The 20576-nt window shown below is 36.4% G+C and carries 19 protein-coding genes and 2 pseudogenes; 20 read left to right on the plus strand and 1 reads right to left on the minus strand.

The features are described from left to right. The first annotated feature begins 71 nt into the window (after positions 1-71). Positions 72-755, plus strand: a complete 684-nt coding sequence (gene rnc, locus JCM12304_RS12875; RefSeq protein ID WP_019376502.1) for a ribonuclease III — start codon at positions 72-74, stop codon at positions 753-755. A gap of 119 nt (positions 756-874) precedes the next feature. Here the strand turns inward: rnc and JCM12304_RS12880 are convergent, their stop codons facing one another. After that, positions 875-1099 carry a DUF1128 domain-containing protein gene (locus JCM12304_RS12880; RefSeq protein WP_019376501.1) on the minus strand — a complete coding sequence of 75 codons (225 nt, stop codon included), beginning with the start codon at positions 1097-1099 and terminating at the stop codon, positions 875-877. Positions 1100-1259: 160 nt separating this feature from the next. On the opposite strand from JCM12304_RS12880, the pseudogene smc reads away from it, so the two are divergent. The 19 genes and pseudogenes from smc (at position 1260) to topA (ending at position 20413) form a co-directional block, all read left to right on the plus strand. Beyond that, positions 1260-4825, plus strand: a pseudogene (gene smc, locus JCM12304_RS20470) (chromosome segregation protein SMC). Positions 4826-4840: 15 nt separating this feature from the next. Next, a pseudogene (gene ftsY, locus JCM12304_RS12890) lies at positions 4841-5835 on the plus strand (signal recognition particle-docking protein FtsY). 87 nt (positions 5836-5922) lie between these two features. Next, the gene (locus JCM12304_RS12895; RefSeq protein WP_019376498.1) at positions 5923-6246 is read left to right on the plus strand and encodes a putative DNA-binding protein; all 324 of its coding nucleotides are present in this window, start codon (positions 5923-5925) and stop codon (positions 6244-6246) included. Positions 6247-6259: 13 nt separating this feature from the next. Beyond that, positions 6260-7603, plus strand: coding sequence for a signal recognition particle protein (ffh, locus tag JCM12304_RS12900; protein WP_019376497.1), 1344 nt, complete (start codon positions 6260-6262; stop codon positions 7601-7603). Between the two features lie 125 nt (positions 7604-7728). After that, complete coding sequence (gene rpsP, locus JCM12304_RS12905; RefSeq protein ID WP_019376496.1) at positions 7729-7998, plus strand: 30S ribosomal protein S16; 270 nt, start codon at positions 7729-7731, stop codon at positions 7996-7998. Positions 7999-8017: 19 nt separating this feature from the next. Then, on the plus strand, positions 8018-8245 hold the full coding sequence (locus tag JCM12304_RS12910; protein ID WP_019376495.1) for a KH domain-containing protein: 228 nt from the start codon (positions 8018-8020) through the stop codon (positions 8243-8245). Between the two features lie 73 nt (positions 8246-8318). Then, a complete protein-coding gene (locus tag JCM12304_RS12915) occupies positions 8319-8708 on the plus strand; it encodes a YlqD family protein (protein WP_019376494.1) in 390 nt (129 codons plus the stop codon). A gap of 15 nt (positions 8709-8723) precedes the next feature. Beyond that, the gene (rimM, locus tag JCM12304_RS12920; protein ID WP_019376493.1) at positions 8724-9239 is read left to right on the plus strand and encodes a ribosome maturation factor RimM; all 516 of its coding nucleotides are present in this window, start codon (positions 8724-8726) and stop codon (positions 9237-9239) included. Between the two features lies 1 nt (position 9240). After that, positions 9241-9984 (plus strand): tRNA (guanosine(37)-N1)-methyltransferase TrmD, encoded by a 744-nt coding sequence (gene trmD, locus JCM12304_RS12925; RefSeq protein WP_060680825.1) that lies wholly within the window; start codon positions 9241-9243, stop codon positions 9982-9984. A gap of 136 nt (positions 9985-10120) precedes the next feature. Next, a complete protein-coding gene (gene rplS, locus JCM12304_RS12930; protein WP_019376491.1) occupies positions 10121-10465 on the plus strand; it encodes a 50S ribosomal protein L19 in 345 nt (114 codons plus the stop codon). Positions 10466-10569: 104 nt separating this feature from the next. Beyond that, positions 10570-11130 (plus strand): signal peptidase I, encoded by a 561-nt coding sequence (lepB, locus tag JCM12304_RS12935; RefSeq protein ID WP_019376490.1) that lies wholly within the window; start codon positions 10570-10572, stop codon positions 11128-11130. A 9-nt stretch (positions 11131-11139) separates the two neighbouring features. Then, on the plus strand, positions 11140-12006 hold the full coding sequence (gene ylqF / locus JCM12304_RS12940; protein WP_019376489.1) for a ribosome biogenesis GTPase YlqF: 867 nt from the start codon (positions 11140-11142) through the stop codon (positions 12004-12006). A gap of 174 nt (positions 12007-12180) precedes the next feature. Next, on the plus strand, positions 12181-12948 hold the full coding sequence (gene rnhB / locus JCM12304_RS12945) for a ribonuclease HII (protein ID WP_060680815.1): 768 nt from the start codon (positions 12181-12183) through the stop codon (positions 12946-12948). A 20-nt stretch (positions 12949-12968) separates the two neighbouring features. Next, complete coding sequence (locus tag JCM12304_RS12950; protein WP_060680817.1) at positions 12969-14741, plus strand: TP0910 N-terminal domain-containing protein; 1773 nt, start codon at positions 12969-12971, stop codon at positions 14739-14741. After that, positions 14738-15019: an EscU/YscU/HrcU family type III secretion system export apparatus switch protein gene (locus JCM12304_RS12955; RefSeq protein WP_019376486.1), complete on the plus strand. Its 282-nt coding sequence runs from the start codon at positions 14738-14740 to the stop codon at positions 15017-15019. Before JCM12304_RS12950 ends, JCM12304_RS12955 begins: the two co-directional genes overlap by 4 nt. Positions 15020-15112: 93 nt before the next feature. Continuing rightward, on the plus strand, positions 15113-16273 hold the full coding sequence (gene sucC / locus JCM12304_RS12960; protein WP_060680819.1) for an ADP-forming succinate--CoA ligase subunit beta: 1161 nt from the start codon (positions 15113-15115) through the stop codon (positions 16271-16273). A gap of 43 nt (positions 16274-16316) precedes the next feature. Continuing rightward, positions 16317-17219 carry a succinate--CoA ligase subunit alpha gene (gene sucD / locus JCM12304_RS12965; protein WP_040955681.1) on the plus strand — a complete coding sequence of 301 codons (903 nt, stop codon included), beginning with the start codon at positions 16317-16319 and terminating at the stop codon, positions 17217-17219. 175 nt (positions 17220-17394) lie between these two features. Further along, entirely contained in the window at positions 17395-18234 is an 840-nt protein-coding gene (gene dprA / locus JCM12304_RS12970) for a DNA-processing protein DprA (RefSeq protein WP_231478610.1), read from the plus strand. A gap of 100 nt (positions 18235-18334) precedes the next feature. After that, the gene (topA, locus tag JCM12304_RS12975; protein ID WP_060680821.1) at positions 18335-20413 is read left to right on the plus strand and encodes a type I DNA topoisomerase; all 2079 of its coding nucleotides are present in this window, start codon (positions 18335-18337) and stop codon (positions 20411-20413) included. The last annotated feature ends 163 nt before the right edge of the window (positions 20414-20576 follow it).

Genomic DNA, 20576 nt, shown 5'->3' on the forward strand with positions numbered 1-20576 from the left:
GCATCTTACTTTTTGAGAGTCTCGCATTTGCGGGACTTTCCGTATATTTATAATGATTGAGGGTGGCATAAATGGATGTTAAACATTTAGAAGATCAGCTTGAAATTAAGTTCGATGACCTAAAGCTGTTAAGACAAGCCTTTACACATTCATCTTATGTGAATGAGCATCGAAAAGAAGCATTCTCAGATAATGAACGGTTGGAATTTTTAGGGGATGCTGTGTTGGAATTAGGTGTTTCTCAGTATTTATACAAAAAAAATACCATGATGCCTGAAGGAGAAATGACCAAATTGCGTGCTTCTATTGTTTGTGAAGCCTCTCTTATGAACTTTGCGAGGGACTTAAACTTTGGCCAATATATATTATTGGGTAAAGGAGAAGAACAAACAGGTGGAAGAGATAGGCCTGCATTACTAGCAGACGTTTTTGAAGCATTTTTAGGTGCTTTGTATTTGGATAAAGGCTTTTTAGTGGCAATGGAATTTCTAGAGAAATATGTTTTTCCAAAAATTAAAACAGGTGCTTTTTCGCATGCGATGGATTATAAGAGTCAATTGCAGGAATTGGTACAGCAATACAAAGATCAAACGGTTGAGTATAAAATTATTGAAGAAAGAGGTCCGTCTCATAACAAAGAATTTGTTGCTCAAGTGCTGATTAAAGAAAAAGATTCAGGAATGGGTGTTGGTAGAACCAAGAAAGAAGCGGAACAAAGAGCTGCTAAAACAGCTTTGGATAAATTTAATTCTTAATCATCTCTAGTTCCCAGCATTTCTGCTATAAAAAGTGAAGTTTTACGAAATAATTCGTCTCTCAGCATTTTTTAATAGAACATAGAAAACAGGCTGTTATTACAGCCTGTTTTCTATCGTTAACTCTTGCGAACTGATCGCAGCTCTTCGATAAAAGCTTGTGTTTCTGAAGCGCTTAAGTGCCCTTTTTGTACGATCATATCATGCATCATTTTCAGTTCATCGTACTTTGCCAAATCATAGTCTTTAGGGTCCATTATCGAGCGATTTACAACCCCTAAACGATCGGCCAATTCATCCAAGAGTATTTTTAAGTTTTCCTCTGTTGCTTGATCCAATGTCATATTAACACCTCTTAATATCTTATTACTAGAATAACAACGTTTACGCTACTTCTTTTGTTACTATGTTTATGATAAAATAAATGCGTTAAAAAGCCAAATTGTTTCTAAAGAAATTTAATATGAGACTTATTTCGTCTTATAATTTGTAGGAGAAATGTATATGTTTTTAAAACGGTTGGAAAGTGTGGGTTTTAAATCTTTTGCAGAGAGAATCCATGTTGATTTTGTGCCCGGTGTTACTGCAGTAGTTGGCCCAAATGGAAGCGGGAAAAGTAATATTACTGATGCGGTACGATGGGTCCTTGGGGAACAATCAGCAAAATCGCTACGTGGTTCTAAAATGGAAGATATCATTTTTCAAGGCAGTGACACAAGAAGGGCATTAAATGTCGCGGAAGTTACCTTAGTTCTTGATAATAATGACCATGCTCTTCCTTTGGATTATGAGGAGGTTAGCGTAACAAGACGTGTATACCGCTCAGGAGAAAGTGAATATTATATTAATAAACAAGCTTGCAGACTGAAAGATATTGTCGATTTATTTATGGATTCTGGTCTTGGCAGGGAGGCTTTCTCCATAATAAGCCAAGGAAAAGTGGAAGAGATTCTCAGTTCAAAAGCTGTAGAGAGAAGAACCATATTTGAAGAAGCTGCAGGAGTATTAAAATATAAGCAAAGAAAGAAAAAAGCAGAATATAAATTAGCAGAAACTCAGGAAAACTTAAACCGTGTAGAGGATATTGTCAATGAGGTTGAACAGCAGATGAGTTCTCTTGAGAATCAGGCCAAGACGGCTGAGAAGTATTTACAGTTTAAAGATGAACTTACACAGAGTGAAGTTTCCTTACTTATAACTGTCATAGATACACTTCACACCCAATGGAGAAATTTATTAAAAGACATTGAAGTGGAGAAAGAGAAAGAAATTTCTTTGAAAACCGCGATACAGGGTAAGGAGGCTACTGTTGAACGGGAAAGAAATGCGCTGCAGCTATTGGATCAAGAAATAGAAAAGTTTCAGGAAGATTTGCTAAAGACTACCCAGGAATTGGAAAAGTATGAAGGAAGAAAGAAGTTGCTTCATGAACGAACAAAGCATGCTACCGAGAATAGAGAGAAATTAGAGAAGCAAATAGATCAAACTTCAGTGAAAATTGGTAAACTTCATGAAGAATTTATCAAGGAAAAAAAGAAATTATCTGCACTTAATGATAGAAAGAAATCTACACAGCAAAGTATAAAGGAACTAAAAGGTTATTTAGAGCTTGATCAGGAAGCACTTGCTGAACAAATTGAGGATTTGAAATCTGATTATATTGAGTTATTAAATCAGCAAGCAGCTAAAAGAAATGAATTACAATCTATTGCAAAGCAATTGCAACAAATTAATGGTAAAAAGGATCAACAGGATGTGAAGTTTAAGGAATTACTAAAGAACAGAGAAGATACACAACTATCTGTGAAGAAACTCTCCTCCTCTTTATCAATCTCTAAAGCAGAAGTTGAAGATAAAGAAAAATTGATCCAGCATATAAAGGATTCCATAAGTGCTGAAAGGACTGTTTTCGAGCAAGCTCAAAGTAAACTTTATCAAGGATACCAGTATATTGAGAAGCTGAAATCTAAACAAGAAATGCTCCAAGAAATGAAACAGGATTTTCAAGGTTTCTTCCAAGGGGTAAAAGCAATACTTAAAGCACGTGAGAATGAAAAATTGCATGACATATATGGTGCAGTTATTGAACTTATTGATGTGCCAAATAGATACATAACTGCTATTGAGACAGTCCTTGGTGGACAATCCCAACATGTCGTTGTAAAAAATGAAAAAGCAGCTAGGGATGCTATTTACTGGCTGAAAAAAACAAACAACGGTAGAGCAACCTTTCTTCCGTTAGACAGCATTCAAGAAAGGTATATTTCTCCAGATTTACTCTATAAATTAAAAGAACATCCGGCTTTGTTGGCATTGCCGCCGATCTGATAAAAATAGACGCATCATTTTCCCGAGCAGTTAAACATTTAATGGGACATGTGGTTATTGCCCAGTCGCTGAAAGATGCAAACGAAATAGCAGGAATTGTAAAGAGAAAGTTTCGTATTGTTACCGTGGACGGGGATGTAGTTAATCCAGGTGGTGCAATGTCTGGCGGAGCAAATAAGAAAACAAATCAATCTTTATTTACAAGAGAAAAAGAACTTCAAGAGTTAACGGATAAGTTAAAAGACTTTCAAGAGAAGACACTCTCGTTTGAACAGCAAGTGAAGGATAAAAGGCAGCGTATTAAAGAACTTGAACAACAATTAAGCGATGAGGAATCGATATTAATTGAATCTAAAGAAAAGCTTCAGCAACATTATTCTAATTCGAAAGAACAAGAAATGAAGCTTGATGCACTTAATAGCCAGCTTGAAATGTATGATTATGATAGAAACCAATATAAAAATGACCATAACTCTCTTATTCAACGTGAAAAACAATTAACCATTGAACTTACCAAGATTAAAGAGGAATTGAATTCTCTGCAAAACAAAATGGATGATTTAACCAAGCAGGAAAAGATGTATAATGAGCAGCAAGATGCCAACAAAAGCAAACTTCATCAGAAACAAGTTTTATTGGCTGAGCAAGAAGAACGAATGAAAAGCCAAAAGGAAAAGACCAATGGAGTACAAAATCAATTAGAAGAATTACAACAACAGTATGATTTATTTCAGAAAGAACTTGTCGAGATAAAATATGTAGACAATTCCACTCACACGGAAGAAGAATTAGATAATATTATTATTTCAAATAAAGAAAGTAAAACCAGTCTGACTGACTCTATTCAAAGAAAACGATTGGAACGAACCAATCGAAGCCAACTTTTGGAAGATAACGAAAGAGAAATTAAGGAAGAAAATAAAAAACATCAAACACAGTTACAATTAATTCAACAAAAGGAAGTAAAAGCGAATCGGCTGGATGTTGAGTTGGAAAACCATCTTTCTCAACTTCAGAGTGACTATATGATTACCTATGAAAAAGCACTGCAAGCTTACGAAAAAACGAAGGATATAGAAAAATCAAAGGCCGTTGTTAATCAATTAAAGCAACAAATAGAAAACTTAGGAACAGTCAATATTGGCGCAATTGATGAATTTAAACGGATTAATGAACGCTATTCATTTTTAACTGAACAGAGAGCAGATCTAATAGAAGCAAAGCAAACTCTCTATGCGATAATAAAAGAGATGGACGAAGAAATGATTAAGCGTTTTGATGAGACATTTTCTCAAATCAAAGAGGAGTTTGCAGTCGTATTTCATCAGTTATTCGGGGGAGGACGTGCAGAGTTAAAGCTGACGGATCCAAAAAAACTGCTTGAAACTGGTGTAGAAATTGTAGCCCAACCCCCAGGGAAAAAATTACAAAACCTTGGCTTGTTATCTGGTGGAGAGAGAGCATTAACTGCAATTGCTTTATTATTTGCTATTTTACGTGTTAGACCTGTGCCTTTTTGTATACTAGATGAAGTAGAGGCAGCCTTGGATGAAGCGAACGTAGTCAGATTTGCGAAATACGTAAAATTATATAGTGAAGATACTCAGTTTATTGTAATCACCCACCGAAAAGGTACAATGGAAGAAGCAGATGTATTGTATGGGGTGACCATGCAGGAATCTGGTGTCTCAAGGCTAGTTTCTGTACGGCTTGAGGATACAAAAGAACTAGTGAATTCATAAGGAGGACCATCGATCATGGGATTTATGGATAAATTTAGAAATAAATTTAAACAGAGCGAAGAAAAAGAAGAAGTATCAGCAAAATACAAGGAAGGTATGAAGAAGACTCGCAGCTCTTTTTCAGGAAAAATCAATAATTTAATTGCCCGGTATCGTAAAGTGGATGAAGATTTCTTTGAAGAGTTGGAAGAGATCTTAATCTCTGCTGATGTAGGTGTAATGACGGTAATGGATCTTATTGATGAATTGAAAATGGAAGTGAAGCGACAGAATATAAGTGATACGAAAGAAGTTAAAGATATAATTTCCGAAAAATTAGTAGAGATATACTACGGAGAAGCAGATGAAAAGATAGAAGAGTTACATTTGGAGGAAGGGCAACTTTCCATTATATTAGTTGTTGGTGTTAATGGAGTTGGTAAAACGACATCTATAGGGAAATTAGCTCATCAATTAAAACAAAAAGGGAAAAATGTTGTGCTTGCTGCAGGCGATACCTTTAGGGCAGGAGCATAGAGCAATTAGAGATATGGGGTGAGCGTGCAAGTGTAGACGTAATCAAGCAAAATGCCGGAAGCGATCCAGCGGCTGTGATTTTCGACGGCATTAAAGCAGCTAAATCACGTAATGCTGACGTTTTAATTTGTGATACAGCTGGTAGACTGCAAAATAAAGTGAACTTAATGAACGAACTGTCAAAAGTAAAACGAGTAATTGAGAAAGAAGTCCCAGGGGCTCCTCATGAAGTACTTCTCGTACTTGATGCGACCACTGGCCAAAATGCACTTACCCAGGCCAAAACCTTTTCAGAGGCAACAGATGTTTCTGGCATTGTATTAACTAAATTGGATGGGACTGCTAAAGGTGGAATCGTCCTGGCTATTCGTAATGAGCTGCAAATACCGGTTAAGTTCGTTGGCTTGGGTGAACAAATGGACGATTTAAGAGAATTTGATGCGCATGCCTTTGTTTACGGTCTTTTTGCTGATATGCTACAAGAAGAGGAATAAATTAAGCCAGCTTGACAAGTCTTGTTTTATTTCTGTAAGATAAATATAAATTGTAAAGTGAAATCACTTAACAAGGCGGGGTGTATAATGCTCGAAAAAACTACCAGAATCAATTATCTTTTCGATTTCTATCAAGCGTTGCTGACACCCAAACAAAGAAATTATATGGAAATGTATTACTTGGAAGACTATTCATTAGGGGAAATATCCGAGGTTTCCAATGTTTCCAGACAGGCTGTATATGATAATATAAAACGGACGGAAGCGATGCTTGAATCTTATGAAGAAAAATTGCATTTATACAGTAAATTTAAGAATAGAGTTGTTTTAATTAAAGAACTCGAGACAATGGTTCCCAAAGAATTTACGGAGCTATTGCATAAACTCCATCAATTAAAAGATATAGATTAGGGGGAAACCTTCTATGGCATTTGAAGGATTGGCCGACCGTTTACAGAGTACAATTAAGAAGATCACTGGTAAAGGGAAGGTATCTGAACAAGACGTAAAGGAAATGACAAGAGAAGTTCGTCTTGCCTTGTTAGAGGCTGATGTAAACTTTAAAGTGGTTAAAGATTTAATTAAAAGAATTAAAGAACGGGCTATTGGTCAAGAAGTGATGGAAAGCTTAACTCCTGGTCAACAGGTTATTAAGGTTGTTCAGGATGAATTACGTGAGTTAATGGGGGGAGAGCAAAGTAAAATAGCTGTTGCTGACCGCTCGCCTACAGTGATTATGATGGTTGGTTTACAAGGTGCAGGTAAAACAACTACATCTGGCAAACTGGCTAATCTCTTGCGAAAAAAGCATAATAGATCTCCGTTATTGGTGGCATGTGATGTATACCGACCTGCAGCGATAAATCAATTGGAGACATTAGGTGAACAGCTTGATATGCCTGTATTCTCTATGGGAACTGATGCGAATCCAGTAGATATTGCCAAACAATCTATTGAAAAGGCAAAGGAAGAACATCGGGATTATGTAATTATTGATACAGCTGGTCGTTTGCATGTTGATAATGACCTCATGGATGAATTACAGCAAATTAAATCAACTGTAAAACCTGATGAAATATTTTTAGTTGTGGATGCTATGACAGGGCAAGACGCAGTAAACGTCGCTGAGAGCTTTAATGATCAATTGGATATTTCTGGTGTGGTGTTAACGAAGCTTGATGGCGACACTCGTGGAGGGGCTGCTCTTTCCATAAAAGCAGTCACGGACAAACCAATTAAATTTGCTGGTATGGGAGAAAAACTGGACCAACTCGAGGCATTCCATCCAGACCGTATGGCATCAAGGATTTTAGGTATGGGTGACGTCCTTTCTTTGATTGAAAAAGCTCAGACAAATGTGGATGAGAAACAGGCAAAGGAATTAGAAGAAAAAATGCGGACGATGTCCTTCACTTTCGATGATTTTCTCGAGCAAATGGGTCAAGTAAAAAACATGGGCCCGTTAGATGAGTTAATGTCTATGATTCCAGGTGCTAATAAAATGAAAGGTCTTAAAAACGCCCAAATTGATGAAAAGCAACTTTCACATGTGGAAGCAATCATTCAATCAATGACAAAAAAAGAGCGTAAAGACCCAAGTATTATGAACGCTAGTCGCAAGAAAAGGATTGCTAAAGGATCGGGGACTTCGGTTTCCCAAGTAAACCGTTTGTTAAAGCAATTTGAAGAAATGAAGAAAATGATGAAACAAATGACAAATATGCAAAAGGGGAAAAAAGGCAAAGGATTAAATTTCCCGTTTATGTAAGATAGCAAAATGAAATGTTGGTATTAGAATAAAATTATAATGTAATGTAAAAACACTTTACAGACAAATTACTTTCTGTTAGAATTTAATCTTGTGTGAGACATTTAAATTTGGAGGTGCAAATCATGGCTGTTAAAATTCGTTTGAAACGTATGGGTTCAAAAAGAAATCCATTTTACCGTATCGTTGTAGCTGATTCACGTTCTCCTCGTGATGGACGTCAGATTGAGCAAATCGGGACATACAACCCAGTAGTTAATCCAATTGAAGTTAAAATAGATGAAGAAAAAGCATTGGATTGGATGACAAAAGGTGCTAAGCCAAGTGATACAGTTCGCAATCTTTTCTCAAAAGAAGGCATCATGAAGAAATTCCACGAACAGAAAAATCAATAGTAAAGTAGTGTGATATATCATGAAAGCCCTAATTGAAACTATTGTTACTTCTCTCGTTGATCATCCCGAAGATATCGTGGTGACAGAGACCGAAGAGAATGAAAAAGTAGTTTATCACCTTTCTGTAAATCAAGAGGATGTAGGCAAGGTGATTGGCAAAAATGGACGTATTGCAAAGGCAATCCGTACTGTAGTTTATGCTGCAAAGACGGATAGTGGAAAACGTATTTATCTTGATATTATGTGAAGGGGAAGGGGGATACCTTTCCCTTTTTCTACATCTCTGGTAGTTGTATTACTTGTGAGAGTGAGGAAATTACGTGAAAATTATCCAAAAAGTCCTGATTAAACAAATTGTAACAGAGAGAAGTAAAGAAAAGTTAAAGAACAACTTTACAAGCCATAAAATGCGGCTTGAACAAGAGTGTCAACAACTGCTTTTTGAACAAAGAAAGCTACAAAATAAACCAGGGGTATCCAAACAAGATATTAGTCAACGTTTTCAACAAGAGATAAAAAATCGAAAAGAAAAAATAAAGTTAGCAGACTTTAAAATTGAGCAATTGGATATGCTTGAAATGGGTAGTGAGATTATAGAAGACCAAGTTGAAGCTCTTGTTGAGGTTTCTGTAGGTATGGATTGGAATGAACCAATAAAAGAAAAAGCAATTATAATTAAGGACGAAACTGTCGTTCGAATAGATGAATAGTTAGTAGGTGAAAGCATGAATAAGATAATGTACAAAATAGGTAAAATAGTAAATACCCACGGAATACGCGGGGAAATCAAAGTGGTTCGGATAAGTGACTTTGAAGAACGTTTTAATAAGGGAAATACAGTTTATGTGATCAAAGAAAATAAAGAACCACTTCCAGTAGTAATTAAATCGCACCGTATACACAAGGGATTTGATTTACTTGTTTTTGAGGGTTATGACTCTATAAACGACGTTGAAGGCTTTAAAGGAGCATCTTTAGAAATAACAGAAGATCAGCTTACTGAACTGGAAGAGAATGAATTCTATTATCACGAAATTATTGGCTGCACCGTATTTTCCGAAGAAAATGAAGAAATAGGAAAGATTAAAGAGATACTTTCTCCTGGAGCCAATGATGTTTGGGTTGTCCAACGTGCTGGTCAAAAAGATTTGCTTATTCCATATATAGAAGAAGTGGTTAAGGAAGTAGATACTCAGGAAAAAAAAGTTGTGATTAAGCCGATGGAAGGGTTGCTTGATTAAGATGCATATAGATGTCTTGACACTGTTCCCGGAAATGTTGACAGGGATGTTCCAGTCATCCATATTAAATAAAGCACATGAGAAAAATAAATACAGTTATGATTTAATTAATTTTCGTGATTTTACGGAGAATAAGCATCAAAAAGTAGATGATTATCCATATGGCGGTGGCGCCGGAATGGTGTTAACACCCCAGCCTATTTTTGATGCGGTTGATTGTGCAAAGAAACAGACGAATTCCACAAAAGAACCGCGCATTATTTTAATGTGTCCACAAGGGGAAGCTTACACTCAAAAAAAGGCGGAGGAGCTTTCAGAAGAGGAACATCTAATATTTATTTGTGGGCATTATGAAGGGTATGATGAAAGGATCAGAGAACATTTGGTGACAGATGAGATTTCTATTGGTGATTATATCCTAACCGGGGGAGAGCTTGGAGCTATGGTAGTTATTGATAGTGTTGTTCGGCTGCTTCCAGATGTATTGGGGAATAAGCAATCTGCTCCCGAAGATTCTTTTTCCACAGGATTATTAGAATATCCTCATTACACAAGACCTGCAAACTTTCGTGGGTTATCGGTGCCCCCAATACTACTTTCAGGAGATCATGCCAAGATAGAGACATGGCGAAGAAAAGAATCATTAAAAAGAACCTATCAACGCAGAAGAGATTTAATTGATGAAACGTGCTTAACGGAAGAAGACAACGTTTTATTAGAAGAGGTAATGAGTGAGGAAAAATAATTCTTAATTATTATTGATCTATTTTTCTTGTTATGGTATATTATATGATGTGCTTAAAGAGTTATTTAAGCCGCATAAACGATGTTCCGCTGTCACTTATTGAGATATGAGCATTGGTTTGGAAGGAGTGAACAGGATGCAAAAATTAATCGAAGATATTACGAAGGAACAGCTTCGTACAGATCATCCTGATTTCCGCCCGGGTGACACTGTAAAAGTTCACGTTAAAGTTGTAGAAGGAACTCGTGAGCGTATTCAGGTATTCGAAGGTGTTGTTATTAAGCGCCAAAACGGTGGAATCAGCGAAACATTTACAGTAAGAAAACTTTCTTATGGCGTAGGTGTTGAACGTACATTCCCAGTACATTCACCTCGTATCGATAAGATTGAAGTTTCTCGTCGTGGTATTGTACGTCGTGCTAAACTTTACTATCTACGTAATCTACGTGGTAAAGCAGCACGTATTAAAGAACGCAGATAATAAAAACTTGGAAAGGAGCTTGTCTTATGTACAAGCTCCTTTTTGCTTTTATAGAAAAGTAAATAAGGATACAATAGAGGAAGAAGAAATTCGGAGGAAGCGCCATGGCTAAAAAGAAAAATGAGTGGTTTGATTGGTTAAAAGCTTTATTAATAGCATTTGGGTTAGCATTTATCGTGCGTATGTTTTTTTTCGCTCCTATTGTGGTAGACGGACCCTCGATGTTGCCGACCTTACACGACCGTGATCAAATGATTGTAAATAAGTTTGTATATCGTTTACACGAGCCAGAACGATTTGATGTAGTTGTATTTCATGCTTCGGAGGAAAAAGATTTTATTAAAAGGGTCATCGGTTTACCTGGAGAACATGTCGAAGTTAGTGATAACAATCTTTATATTGACGGGGACTTAGTGGAAGAGCCTTTTTTAAGCGAACAAAAAAAAGACATGAAATCATATCAAATTCTCACCAGTGACTTTACATTGGAGGAGCTTCCTGGCAATCATGAAGTGATCCCTGAAGGCCATGTGCTTGTATTAGGGGATAACCGAGGTAATTCTACAGATAGCCGAATGCTCGGTGTTATTCCAGTTGATGAGCTTGTTGGAAGAACAAGTATTATATATTGGCCTTTTCAGAGGATACAGACATTAGGAGAGTAGGTAATAAATATGACAATACAATGGTTTCCAGGCCATATGGCAAAAGCAAAACGTGAAGTTGAAGAGAAATTAAAGTTAGTTGACTTTGTAATGGAATTAGTTGATGCTCGTGCTCCACTATCATCACAAAATCCTATGTTGCAACAGGTTTTGCAAAATAAACCGAAAATGGTTGTCTTAATGAAGAGGGATTTAGCTGATCAGAAGGAAACGGAAAACTGGATAAATTATTTTCAAAGTCAATCCATACCCTCTTTAGCAGTAAATGTAAATGAAAAAGCTGATATAAACAAAGTAATTCAATTAGCTAAAGAGCTAGGAAAAGAAAAAATGGAAAAACTTAAGAAAAAAGGAATACAACCAAGACCTGCGCGGGCGATGATTATCGGGATTCCCAACGTAGGTAAGTCCACTCTGATAAATCGGCTTGCGAACAAAAAAATTGCCAAGACTGGCGACCGTCCCGGTGTAACCAAACAACAGCTTTGGATAAAAGTAAAAAAAGACTTTGAACTGCTAGATACTCCAGGTATACTATGGCCTAAATTTGAAGATGAAACTGTCGGATACCGACTAGCCGCTATTGGAACAATTAAAGATCAATTACTCTCTTTACAGGATATTGTTGTGTTTGTTATAAAATATATGCAAATACATTACCCTGGTTTACTAGAGCAAAGGTATGATCTTGCCGGTGAAACAACAGATATGCTGCATATTTTTGAATCGATAGGCAAGAATAGAGGAGCCCTAGAGAGCGGAGGAAATGTTAATCTTCAAAAAGTGTCCGACCTTGTACTTCGTGATCTAAGAACAGGCAGGCTTGGAAGAATTACTTTGGAATCTCCGGAGGATTCAAGGGAATTGGTGGAATAATGTTTTAGCCGAACGATTATTCGAACTTTCTAATTGAAATTCGAATCAGTTCGGCTTTTCTATTTTACTACAATAATGTATACAAGTAATTTTATTAAACTGTTATTATGGCCGGTCATAAACAAATAGAATAAATTGCCGATATAAATAGATAGAGGAAGGTATGGGGAGCCAGTGGAAAAACAATCAATTAAGGAAATAAGAAATTTATTTGATACAGGAGAGATCAGTGAAGAATTATTTTTAGCTCTGAAAAATGATGAGCGAAAAGGCGTGCAGCAACTTTTAAATCGGTTTGAAAATAAAAAACGAAAAGAGAGAGAGTTGGAAGAAGCCTTTTTGAAAATGAGTACATATGAAAATAAATGTTATAAAGAAGGATATCAATTAATTGCTGGCGTGGACGAGGCAGGAAGAGGGCCTTTAGCTGGCCCTGTAGTTGCTGCCGCAGTAATTCTCCCACAAGAGTTTAAATTACCTGGATTGAACGATTCGAAGCAATTAAACGAAAGCCAAAGAAATAGTTTTTATTCAATTATAACAGAGAAAGCAATCAGTTACGGTATTTCCATTATTAATAGTAAACAAATTGATGCAATAAATATATTTGAGGCAACAAAAACAGCTATGAACGAAGCAATTAATAAGCTTCAGCCAAATGCTGATTACGTTTTAATAGATGCAGTTGAACTGAAAGGTTTATCATGTCCATCAGAATCTCTCATAAAAGGGGATACAAAAAGCATATCAATTGCAGCAGCGAGTGTGCTGGCCAAAGTAACTCGAGATCGTATTATGAAGGATTTACATAAAGAATACCCTGTGTACAAGTTTGCTACAAATATGGGTTATGGAACAAAGGAGCACCTTGCTTCTATAGATGAATTTGGTATAACGCCGTACCATAGAAAATCATTTGCTCCAATAAAAGATTTAATATAATTTACAAGGAGGTTCTCTGATTGGATGCATTTAAAATAAATGGATATCATTCTGCCAAAATAATATCCAATCAACCTAAGCTACAGTCTGGTCAGATTCTAAAAGGTCATATTTTGAAAATATTTCCTGATAATAAAGCTTTAATCCAGCTTGGTAATAAAAGGATGAATGCTCAATTAGAAGCTTCCTTAACAATTGGAGGAAGGTATCATTTTTTAGTAACCTCTACAGACCAAATGGTACGATTAAAGGTGTTGGGAAAGATAAGCAAAAGTAAGGGAAAAGAAAATATAGATGAGCTGATAAATCATTTAGGTCTAAAGGTAACTAAATATTCCACTACTCTTGTAGATGAATTAATTAACAAAAAAATCCCTTTTGATAAACACCAATTAGTAAAAGCACTCCAGCTATTAGGGGCTACAAAAAATAAAACCGATGCCATTCGCATACTAGTGCAGATGATCGAAGGGAAAATCCCTTTAACTACTTCAACCTACGCAGCTTTTGAAACGAGGTTTGGTTCCATTTCACTAAACGAAGAGTTAAAAGCCTTATATAACCAGTTACAAAACAATGGCGACCACCGAGTATTACATGATCAATTACATGATCTGTTACAACGTCCGCGAGGTATAGAAAATATTGTTAGCAGGCAACTATACAATGAAATGAAAGTAGCAGGTTATGACATGGACAGGTTTTTTCGTTTTACTGGTATGAGTGGGGGAGGAATACGTAGTACTGAGCAAGAAAACTTGATGGCACAAGTAAATAAAACTAATCCTAATTCAGCCTTATCAAGTGAAATGGGGGCAGCCCTAAGCAATTTACGACCAGAGTTGATGGGTAATTTACCTTCTCAGCTAACAAAAATGGTTGAGAATAAAATGATATTAATGGAGGAAGCCAAAAAAATGATATCTTTTTGGAAAACACTTTCTCCATCTATAGAACAGCTACCGACACAACTATTTGCACAGCTAAGGCAACAGATTAATGATAAAATCTCCCCACTATTGACGGTTGAACAAAAGCAATATATTACAACATATTTGAAAAATAATACAGTCTCATTAGACCGCGTCTTCGCATTTATAGAAAGTTTGTCCGACGAAAACTTGTATTCCATAGCTACAAGATTATTAGGAAGGATAAATAAGGACCGTAATTTTTCTCTATCCTCACCTAAAGAGCAATTCTTATTGCATCTCAATCACCAATTGAATCATATTGGTTTGAACGACGAGCACAATATATCAAAAGGGCTAACTAATGAGATAACTGTAAAGCAATTATTAATACAAATACTTTCCAATAATGATGGTTCTATCTCAGAGCAGAGTCAAAAGCTCCTTCATTATATTAATGGAATACAGCTGAATTCAGTAATGGATACTTCTAGTGGGATAGCAGCTAATCTTCTATTACCAGGTGAAAAAATTGGCTTAAAAAATGATCTTGAACTTGATTTTAAAGGCAAAAGAAAAGATAATGGGGAAATTGACCCGGATTATTGTCATATCGTTTTTTATTTGGAGCTTGCGAATATTAAAAATACAATTATCGACATGAATATCCAAAAGAGAAATATTAATCTTACAGTTTTTAATCAATCAGGGCATCTTAAGTATCTACCTGAGAGCTTGAAGGCAGTTTTAAAGAATAAGCTCACAGAGCTAGATTATAACCTTACACATATACAACTAAAGGACGGCAATATAAAAGAGCTTGAAAAAGCTGATCATAGCGTTAATACAAATCCATACAAAGGGGTGGACTATAGGGTATGAACAAGCATGTGCAAAAGGCAGCCGCGCTTAAATATGATCAGAGCAATCAGACAGCACCTGTAGTTTCTGCATCAGGAAAAGGTCTGACAGCTGAGAATATAATTAATAAAGCAAAAGAAAATAACATCCCAGTGCTCGAAGATCCATCTCTTGTTGAGCTTCTAGCAGAACTTAATATAAATGAAAAAATCCCTGAGGAGTTGTATCAGGCAGTAGCAGAAGTCTTTGCTTTTATTTACCATACGGATAAAAATCTTAATCATACCGAAAAACAATAACAATTCTGTGACAACAAATTTCCCTTATTCTTGTGAAATTTGTTGTTTTTTAATACAATAGAAATGCAGTGAATTTTGATGGGAGGATTAAGGATGAACATTCATGAATATCAAGGGAAAGATATCTTGCGAAACTATGGCGTGAACGTTCCTAATGGGCATGTTGCATATACAGTTGATGAAGCTGTAGAAGCTGCAAAAAAACTAGGAAGTGGCGTTACTGTAGTTAAAGCTCAAATCCATGCTGGCGGCCGAGGAAAGGCTGGCGGTGTAAAAATTGCTAAAAACTTGGACGAAGTGCGTACATACGCTGATGAAATACTTGGTAAAACGTTGGTAACACATCAAACGGGGCCAGAAGGTAAAGAGGTAAAGAGACTTCTTATCGAAGAAGGCTGTGATATTAAAAAAGAATATTACGTAGGTGTGGTTCTTGATCGTGCCACTTCCCGCGTTGTTATGATGGCTTCAGAAGAAGGCGGAACAGAAATTGAAGAAGTCGCTGAAGCTACTCCAGAAAAGATTTTTAAAGAAGTTATTGATCCTGTAGTAGGCCTATCAGGCTATCAAGCTCGAAGACTAGCTTTTAATATTAATATTCCTGATGAACTAATCGGTAAAGCTGTTAAATTTATGTCAAGCCTTTACACTGCATTTGTGGAAAAGGATTGCTCAATTGCTGAAATTAATCCATTAGTTACTACTGGTGATGGGGAAGTTCTTGCATTAGATGCAAAGTTAAACTTTGATGACAATGCGTTGTTCCGTCAGAAGGATGTAATGGAATTACGTGATCTTGACGAAGAAGATGAAAAGGAAATCGAAGCATCAAAATATGACCTGAGCTATATTTCTCTAGATGGTAATATTGGCTGTATGGTAAATGGTGCTGGTCTTGCGATGTCCACGATGGATATTATCAAACATTATGGCGGAGATCCGGCAAACTTCCTTGATGTTGGGGGCGGTGCTACTGCTGAAAAGGTAACAGAGGCATTTAAAATTATTCTATCCGATTCCAACGTAAAAGGGATTTTTGTTAATATCTTTGGTGGTATTATGAAGTGTGATGTAATCGCCGAAGGTGTTGTGGAAGCGACTAAACAAGTTGGTCTTGAAATTCCATTAGTAGTCCGTTTAGAAGGAACAAACGTGGAATTAGGGAAGAAAATCCTTGAAGAGTCTGGTTTGAATATCACATCTGCAGGTTCGATGGCTGATGGTGCTGAAAAAATAGTTTCCATGGTTAAGTAGTAATTTTATTCGGAATAAGATCATGTAGAAAGGACGGACGAAAATGAGTGTATATGTAAATAAAGATACAAAAGTAATTGTCCAAGGTATTACAGGTGGAACAGCAAAATTCCATACAAAGCAAATGCTCGAGTATGGAACCAAGATTGTTGGTGGAGTTACTCCTAAAAAAGGCGGTACTGAAGTAGAAGGAGTACCCGTTTTTAATACAGTTAAAGAGGCAGTTGATCAGACTGGTGCTACTGCATCCGTTATATATGTACCTGCACCTTTTGCTGCAGATGCAATCATGGAAGCGGTGGATGCAGAATTAGATCTTGCAATCTGCATTACGGAACATATTCCTGTCATGGATATGGTAAAAGTTAAACGTTATATGGAAGGCAAGAAAACACGTCTTGTTGGTCCTAACTGTCCTGGTGTTATTACACCAGAAGAGTGTAAAATAGGTATTATGCCTGGATATATTCATAAAAAAGGACATATTGGCGTAGTTTCTCGTTCAGGAACACTTACTTATGAAGCTGTGCATCAATTATCTGAAGCAGGTTACGGCCAGTCTACAGCAGTAGGAATTGGTGGAGATCCAGTAAACGGAACTAACTTTATTGATGTTTTACAAGCCTTTAATGAGGACCCTGAAACAGAAGCAGTAATTATGATCGGAGAAATCGGCGGTACTGCAGAAGAAGAGGCGGCTGAATGGGTGAAAGCAAATATGAAGAAGCCTGTAGTCGGCTTTATCGGTGGAGCTACTGCACCTCCAGGAAAACGTATGGGACATGCCGGTGCTATTATTTCTGGAGGAAAAGGAACTGCTGATGAAAAAATTCGTGTCATGAATGAATGTGGCATAAAAGTAGCTCAAACTCCTGCTGTTATGGGTGAAACAATGATAAAAGCACTAGAAGAAAATGGTTTAAAAGAAAAATGTAAAACTCATTAATAAATTCATTATAAACAGGAACCTGGAAGATACTTTGACAGGTTCCTGTTATTATACTATTACTAGGAAGGAAGGGATTTAACTGAATTCCATTCGTAAAAGATTAATTCATATTGCCTTATGTAGAGGTTCAACACGACGCTTTATCCGCAATGTTTTAAGAAAGGATCCTCATTTGAATAACATCTATCATCTCTCTCCTGCTGCTTTAGCTCAACACTACGCGTTGACTCCGAAGGCTAGTAATTATTTTTACAATGATCTTCGAAGTAACTCAATTTTTAACCAACTCACAGTCTATTTAAAAGAATATAATATCCTAACCATATTTGATAAAGTCTATCCTCCATTATTAAAACACATTCCTGATGCCCCACTCGTGCTGTATGCGGTTGGGGATGTTACCCTTTTACACCAAACACCCTCTTTAAGTGTAGTAGGCACAAGACATCCATCTATAGAAGGAAAAAATAAAACAAAATGGATGCTAGAAGAATTAATAGAGCTTGGTTGGATTATTATTAGTGGTATGGCTGCAGGAATAGATAGTCATGCACATTATCTCTCTTTAAATAATAACGGAAAAACAATAGCCGTTTTAGGAGGTGGATTCAAACATATTTACCCACGGCATAACATTCCTTTATTTAACGATATCACAAAACGAGGTCTTGTTTTATCTGAGTATCCCCCACATATGCCTCCGCAAAGATACCATTTTCCGGAAAGAAACCGTATTATCAGTGGACTTAGTTTTGGTACACTTGTAATTGAAGCAAAAGAAAGGAGTGGCACTCTAATCACCGTGGATCAGGCTCTTGAGCAGGGGAGAGAAGTGTTTGCTGTTCCGGGCTCACCTTTTATACCTCAAACGGAAGGATGCCATAAAATGATTCAAGAAGGAGCTATGCTTGTTAAGAGTCCGCAAGATATTATCGAGGAATGGTACGAACATGGACATAATCTATCTAATCTTCAGTCAACAAATCCTCAAAGTAAATTCTCCCACCTATAAAATAAAAATTTACCGTATGTTTGACAAAAGTGAAGTATATATTTACTATTAGTGAAGATTTCCATTTATTATTTGCAAGTGCATTTTGGGAGGAAATACAATGTCAGATTATCTAGTAATCGTAGAATCACCAGCAAAAGCTAAAACAATTGAACGATATTTAGGGGAAAAATATAAAGTAAAAGCATCCATGGGCCATGTCCGTGATCTTCCAAAAAGTCAAATGGGTGTTGATATAGAGGATCAATTTAAACCAAAGTACATTACTATACGGGGAAAAGGTGATGTATTAAAAGATTTACGGGCTGCAGCCAAAAAGGCAAAGAAAATATATCTTGCAGCTGACCCGGATAGAGAAGGAGAGGCCATTGCTTGGCATCTCGCACATATATTAAATGTAGATGAAAAATCAGAATGTCGGGTTGTATTTAATGAAATCACCAAAGATGCAATTAAAGAGTCTTTTAAACATCCACGTACGATAGACACAGATTTAGTAGATGCACAGCAGGCAAGAAGAATTCTTGACCGTTTAGTGGGTTACAACATAAGTCCACTACTATGGAAGAAGGTAAAGAAAGGCCTAAGTGCTGGTCGTGTCCAATCTGTAGCATTAAAAATGATTATCGATCGGGAAAAAGAGATCGAAAACTTTAAACCTGAAGAATATTGGTCCATTGAAGGTTTATTCGAAAAGGATAAAGAAAGCTTCGAAGGTTCTTTTTATGGTATCGAAGGGAAAAAGCAAGCACTTAAAACAGAAGAATATGTCAAGAAAATTATTACTGGATTGGATAGTAAAAGATTTAGTATCGATAAAGTAAATAAAAGAGAAAGAAAACGTAATCCTGCAAAACCATTTACAACATCCTCTTTACAACAGGAAGCTGCTCGTAAACTAAATTTCAAAGCTAAAAAAACAATGATGGTTGCTCAGCAGTTGTATGAAGGAATAGATTTGGGAAAGAAAGCCGGCGGGATAACAGGTCTTATAACATACATGAGAACAGATTCTACCAGAATTTCAGCTACAGCTGTACAAGAAGCAAAAGGGTATATTGAAGATTCTTATGGGAAAGATTACCTGGGGAATTTAAAGCAAGCAAAACAGAAGGAAGGCGCCCAGGATGCGCATGAAGCTATTCGACCAACTTCAGTTTTACGGGACCCTAAAACAATGAAAGCAATTCTCTCAAGGGATCAATTGCGTTTATATAAATTAATATGGGAAAGATTTTTAGCGAGTCAAATGGCACCAGCAATACTAGACACTATGACAGTCCATTTAATAAACAATGGAATCGAGTTTAGAGCTACTGGATCTAAAATCAAATTTAAAGGGTTTATGAAAGTCTATGTTGAAGGCAATGATGACCAGAAAAAAGAGGACGATAAATATTTGCCAGATTTAAAAGAAGGTATGGAAGTAAACGCCAAAGAAATAAATCCAAATCAACATTTTACACAGCCACCTCCAAGATATACAGAAGCAAGATTAGTACGTACCATGGAAGAATTAGGAATTGGCAGACCTTCAACGTATGCACCAACCTTAGATACCATTCAACGAAGAGGTTATGTTACTATTGATAATAAACGGTTTATCCCAACTGAATTAGGGACCATTGTCCTTGAACTAGTTGACGAATTTTTCCCCGAGATTATTGATGCAGCCTTTACAGCCAAAATGGAAGGCGATTTGGACGCTATTGAGGAAGGGAAAACAGAATGGGTAAAAATTATTGATGAATTTTATCAGGATTTTGAAAAAAGACTGGAAATAGCAGAAAAGGAAATGGAAAAAGTAGAGATTCGTGATGAACCAGCCGGCATTGACTGTGAAAATTGCGGACATGAAATGGTTTATAAAATGGGACGATATGGAAAGTTCTTAGCTTGTTCAAATTTCCCGGAATGCCGAAACACGAAGCCTATACTTAAAGAAATAGGAGTAACATGTCCCAAGTGTAAAAAAGGTAACGTGGTCGAAAGGAAAACAAAAAAACGGAGAGTTTTCTATGGTTGTGATCGTTATCCTGAATGCGATTTTATTTCGTGGGATAAGCCAATATCAAGACCTTGTCCAAAGTGTGACGCATTGTTAGTAGAGAAGAAGAGCAAAAAAGAAACACAAATCCAATGTACAAATTGCGAATACAAAGAAAAGCCTCAAACCTAATATTTTATTACAATTGAAACTACTCCTCGTTTTATGGAGTAGTTTTTTCGTTGTGAAATAATAGTGACAATAGATTTTAATATATATGTTCAGGTTATACGATGATGCAGAAAATAGATATACTGCGACGTAACTAAGAATATAGAGGCTGCGTAAATTGCCA

Origin of the sequence: Virgibacillus halodenitrificans JCM 12304 (assembly GCF_001310895.1) — a bacterium.
Taxonomy (GTDB): Bacteria; Bacillota; Bacilli; order Bacillales; family Amphibacillaceae; genus Virgibacillus_Q; species Virgibacillus_Q halodenitrificans.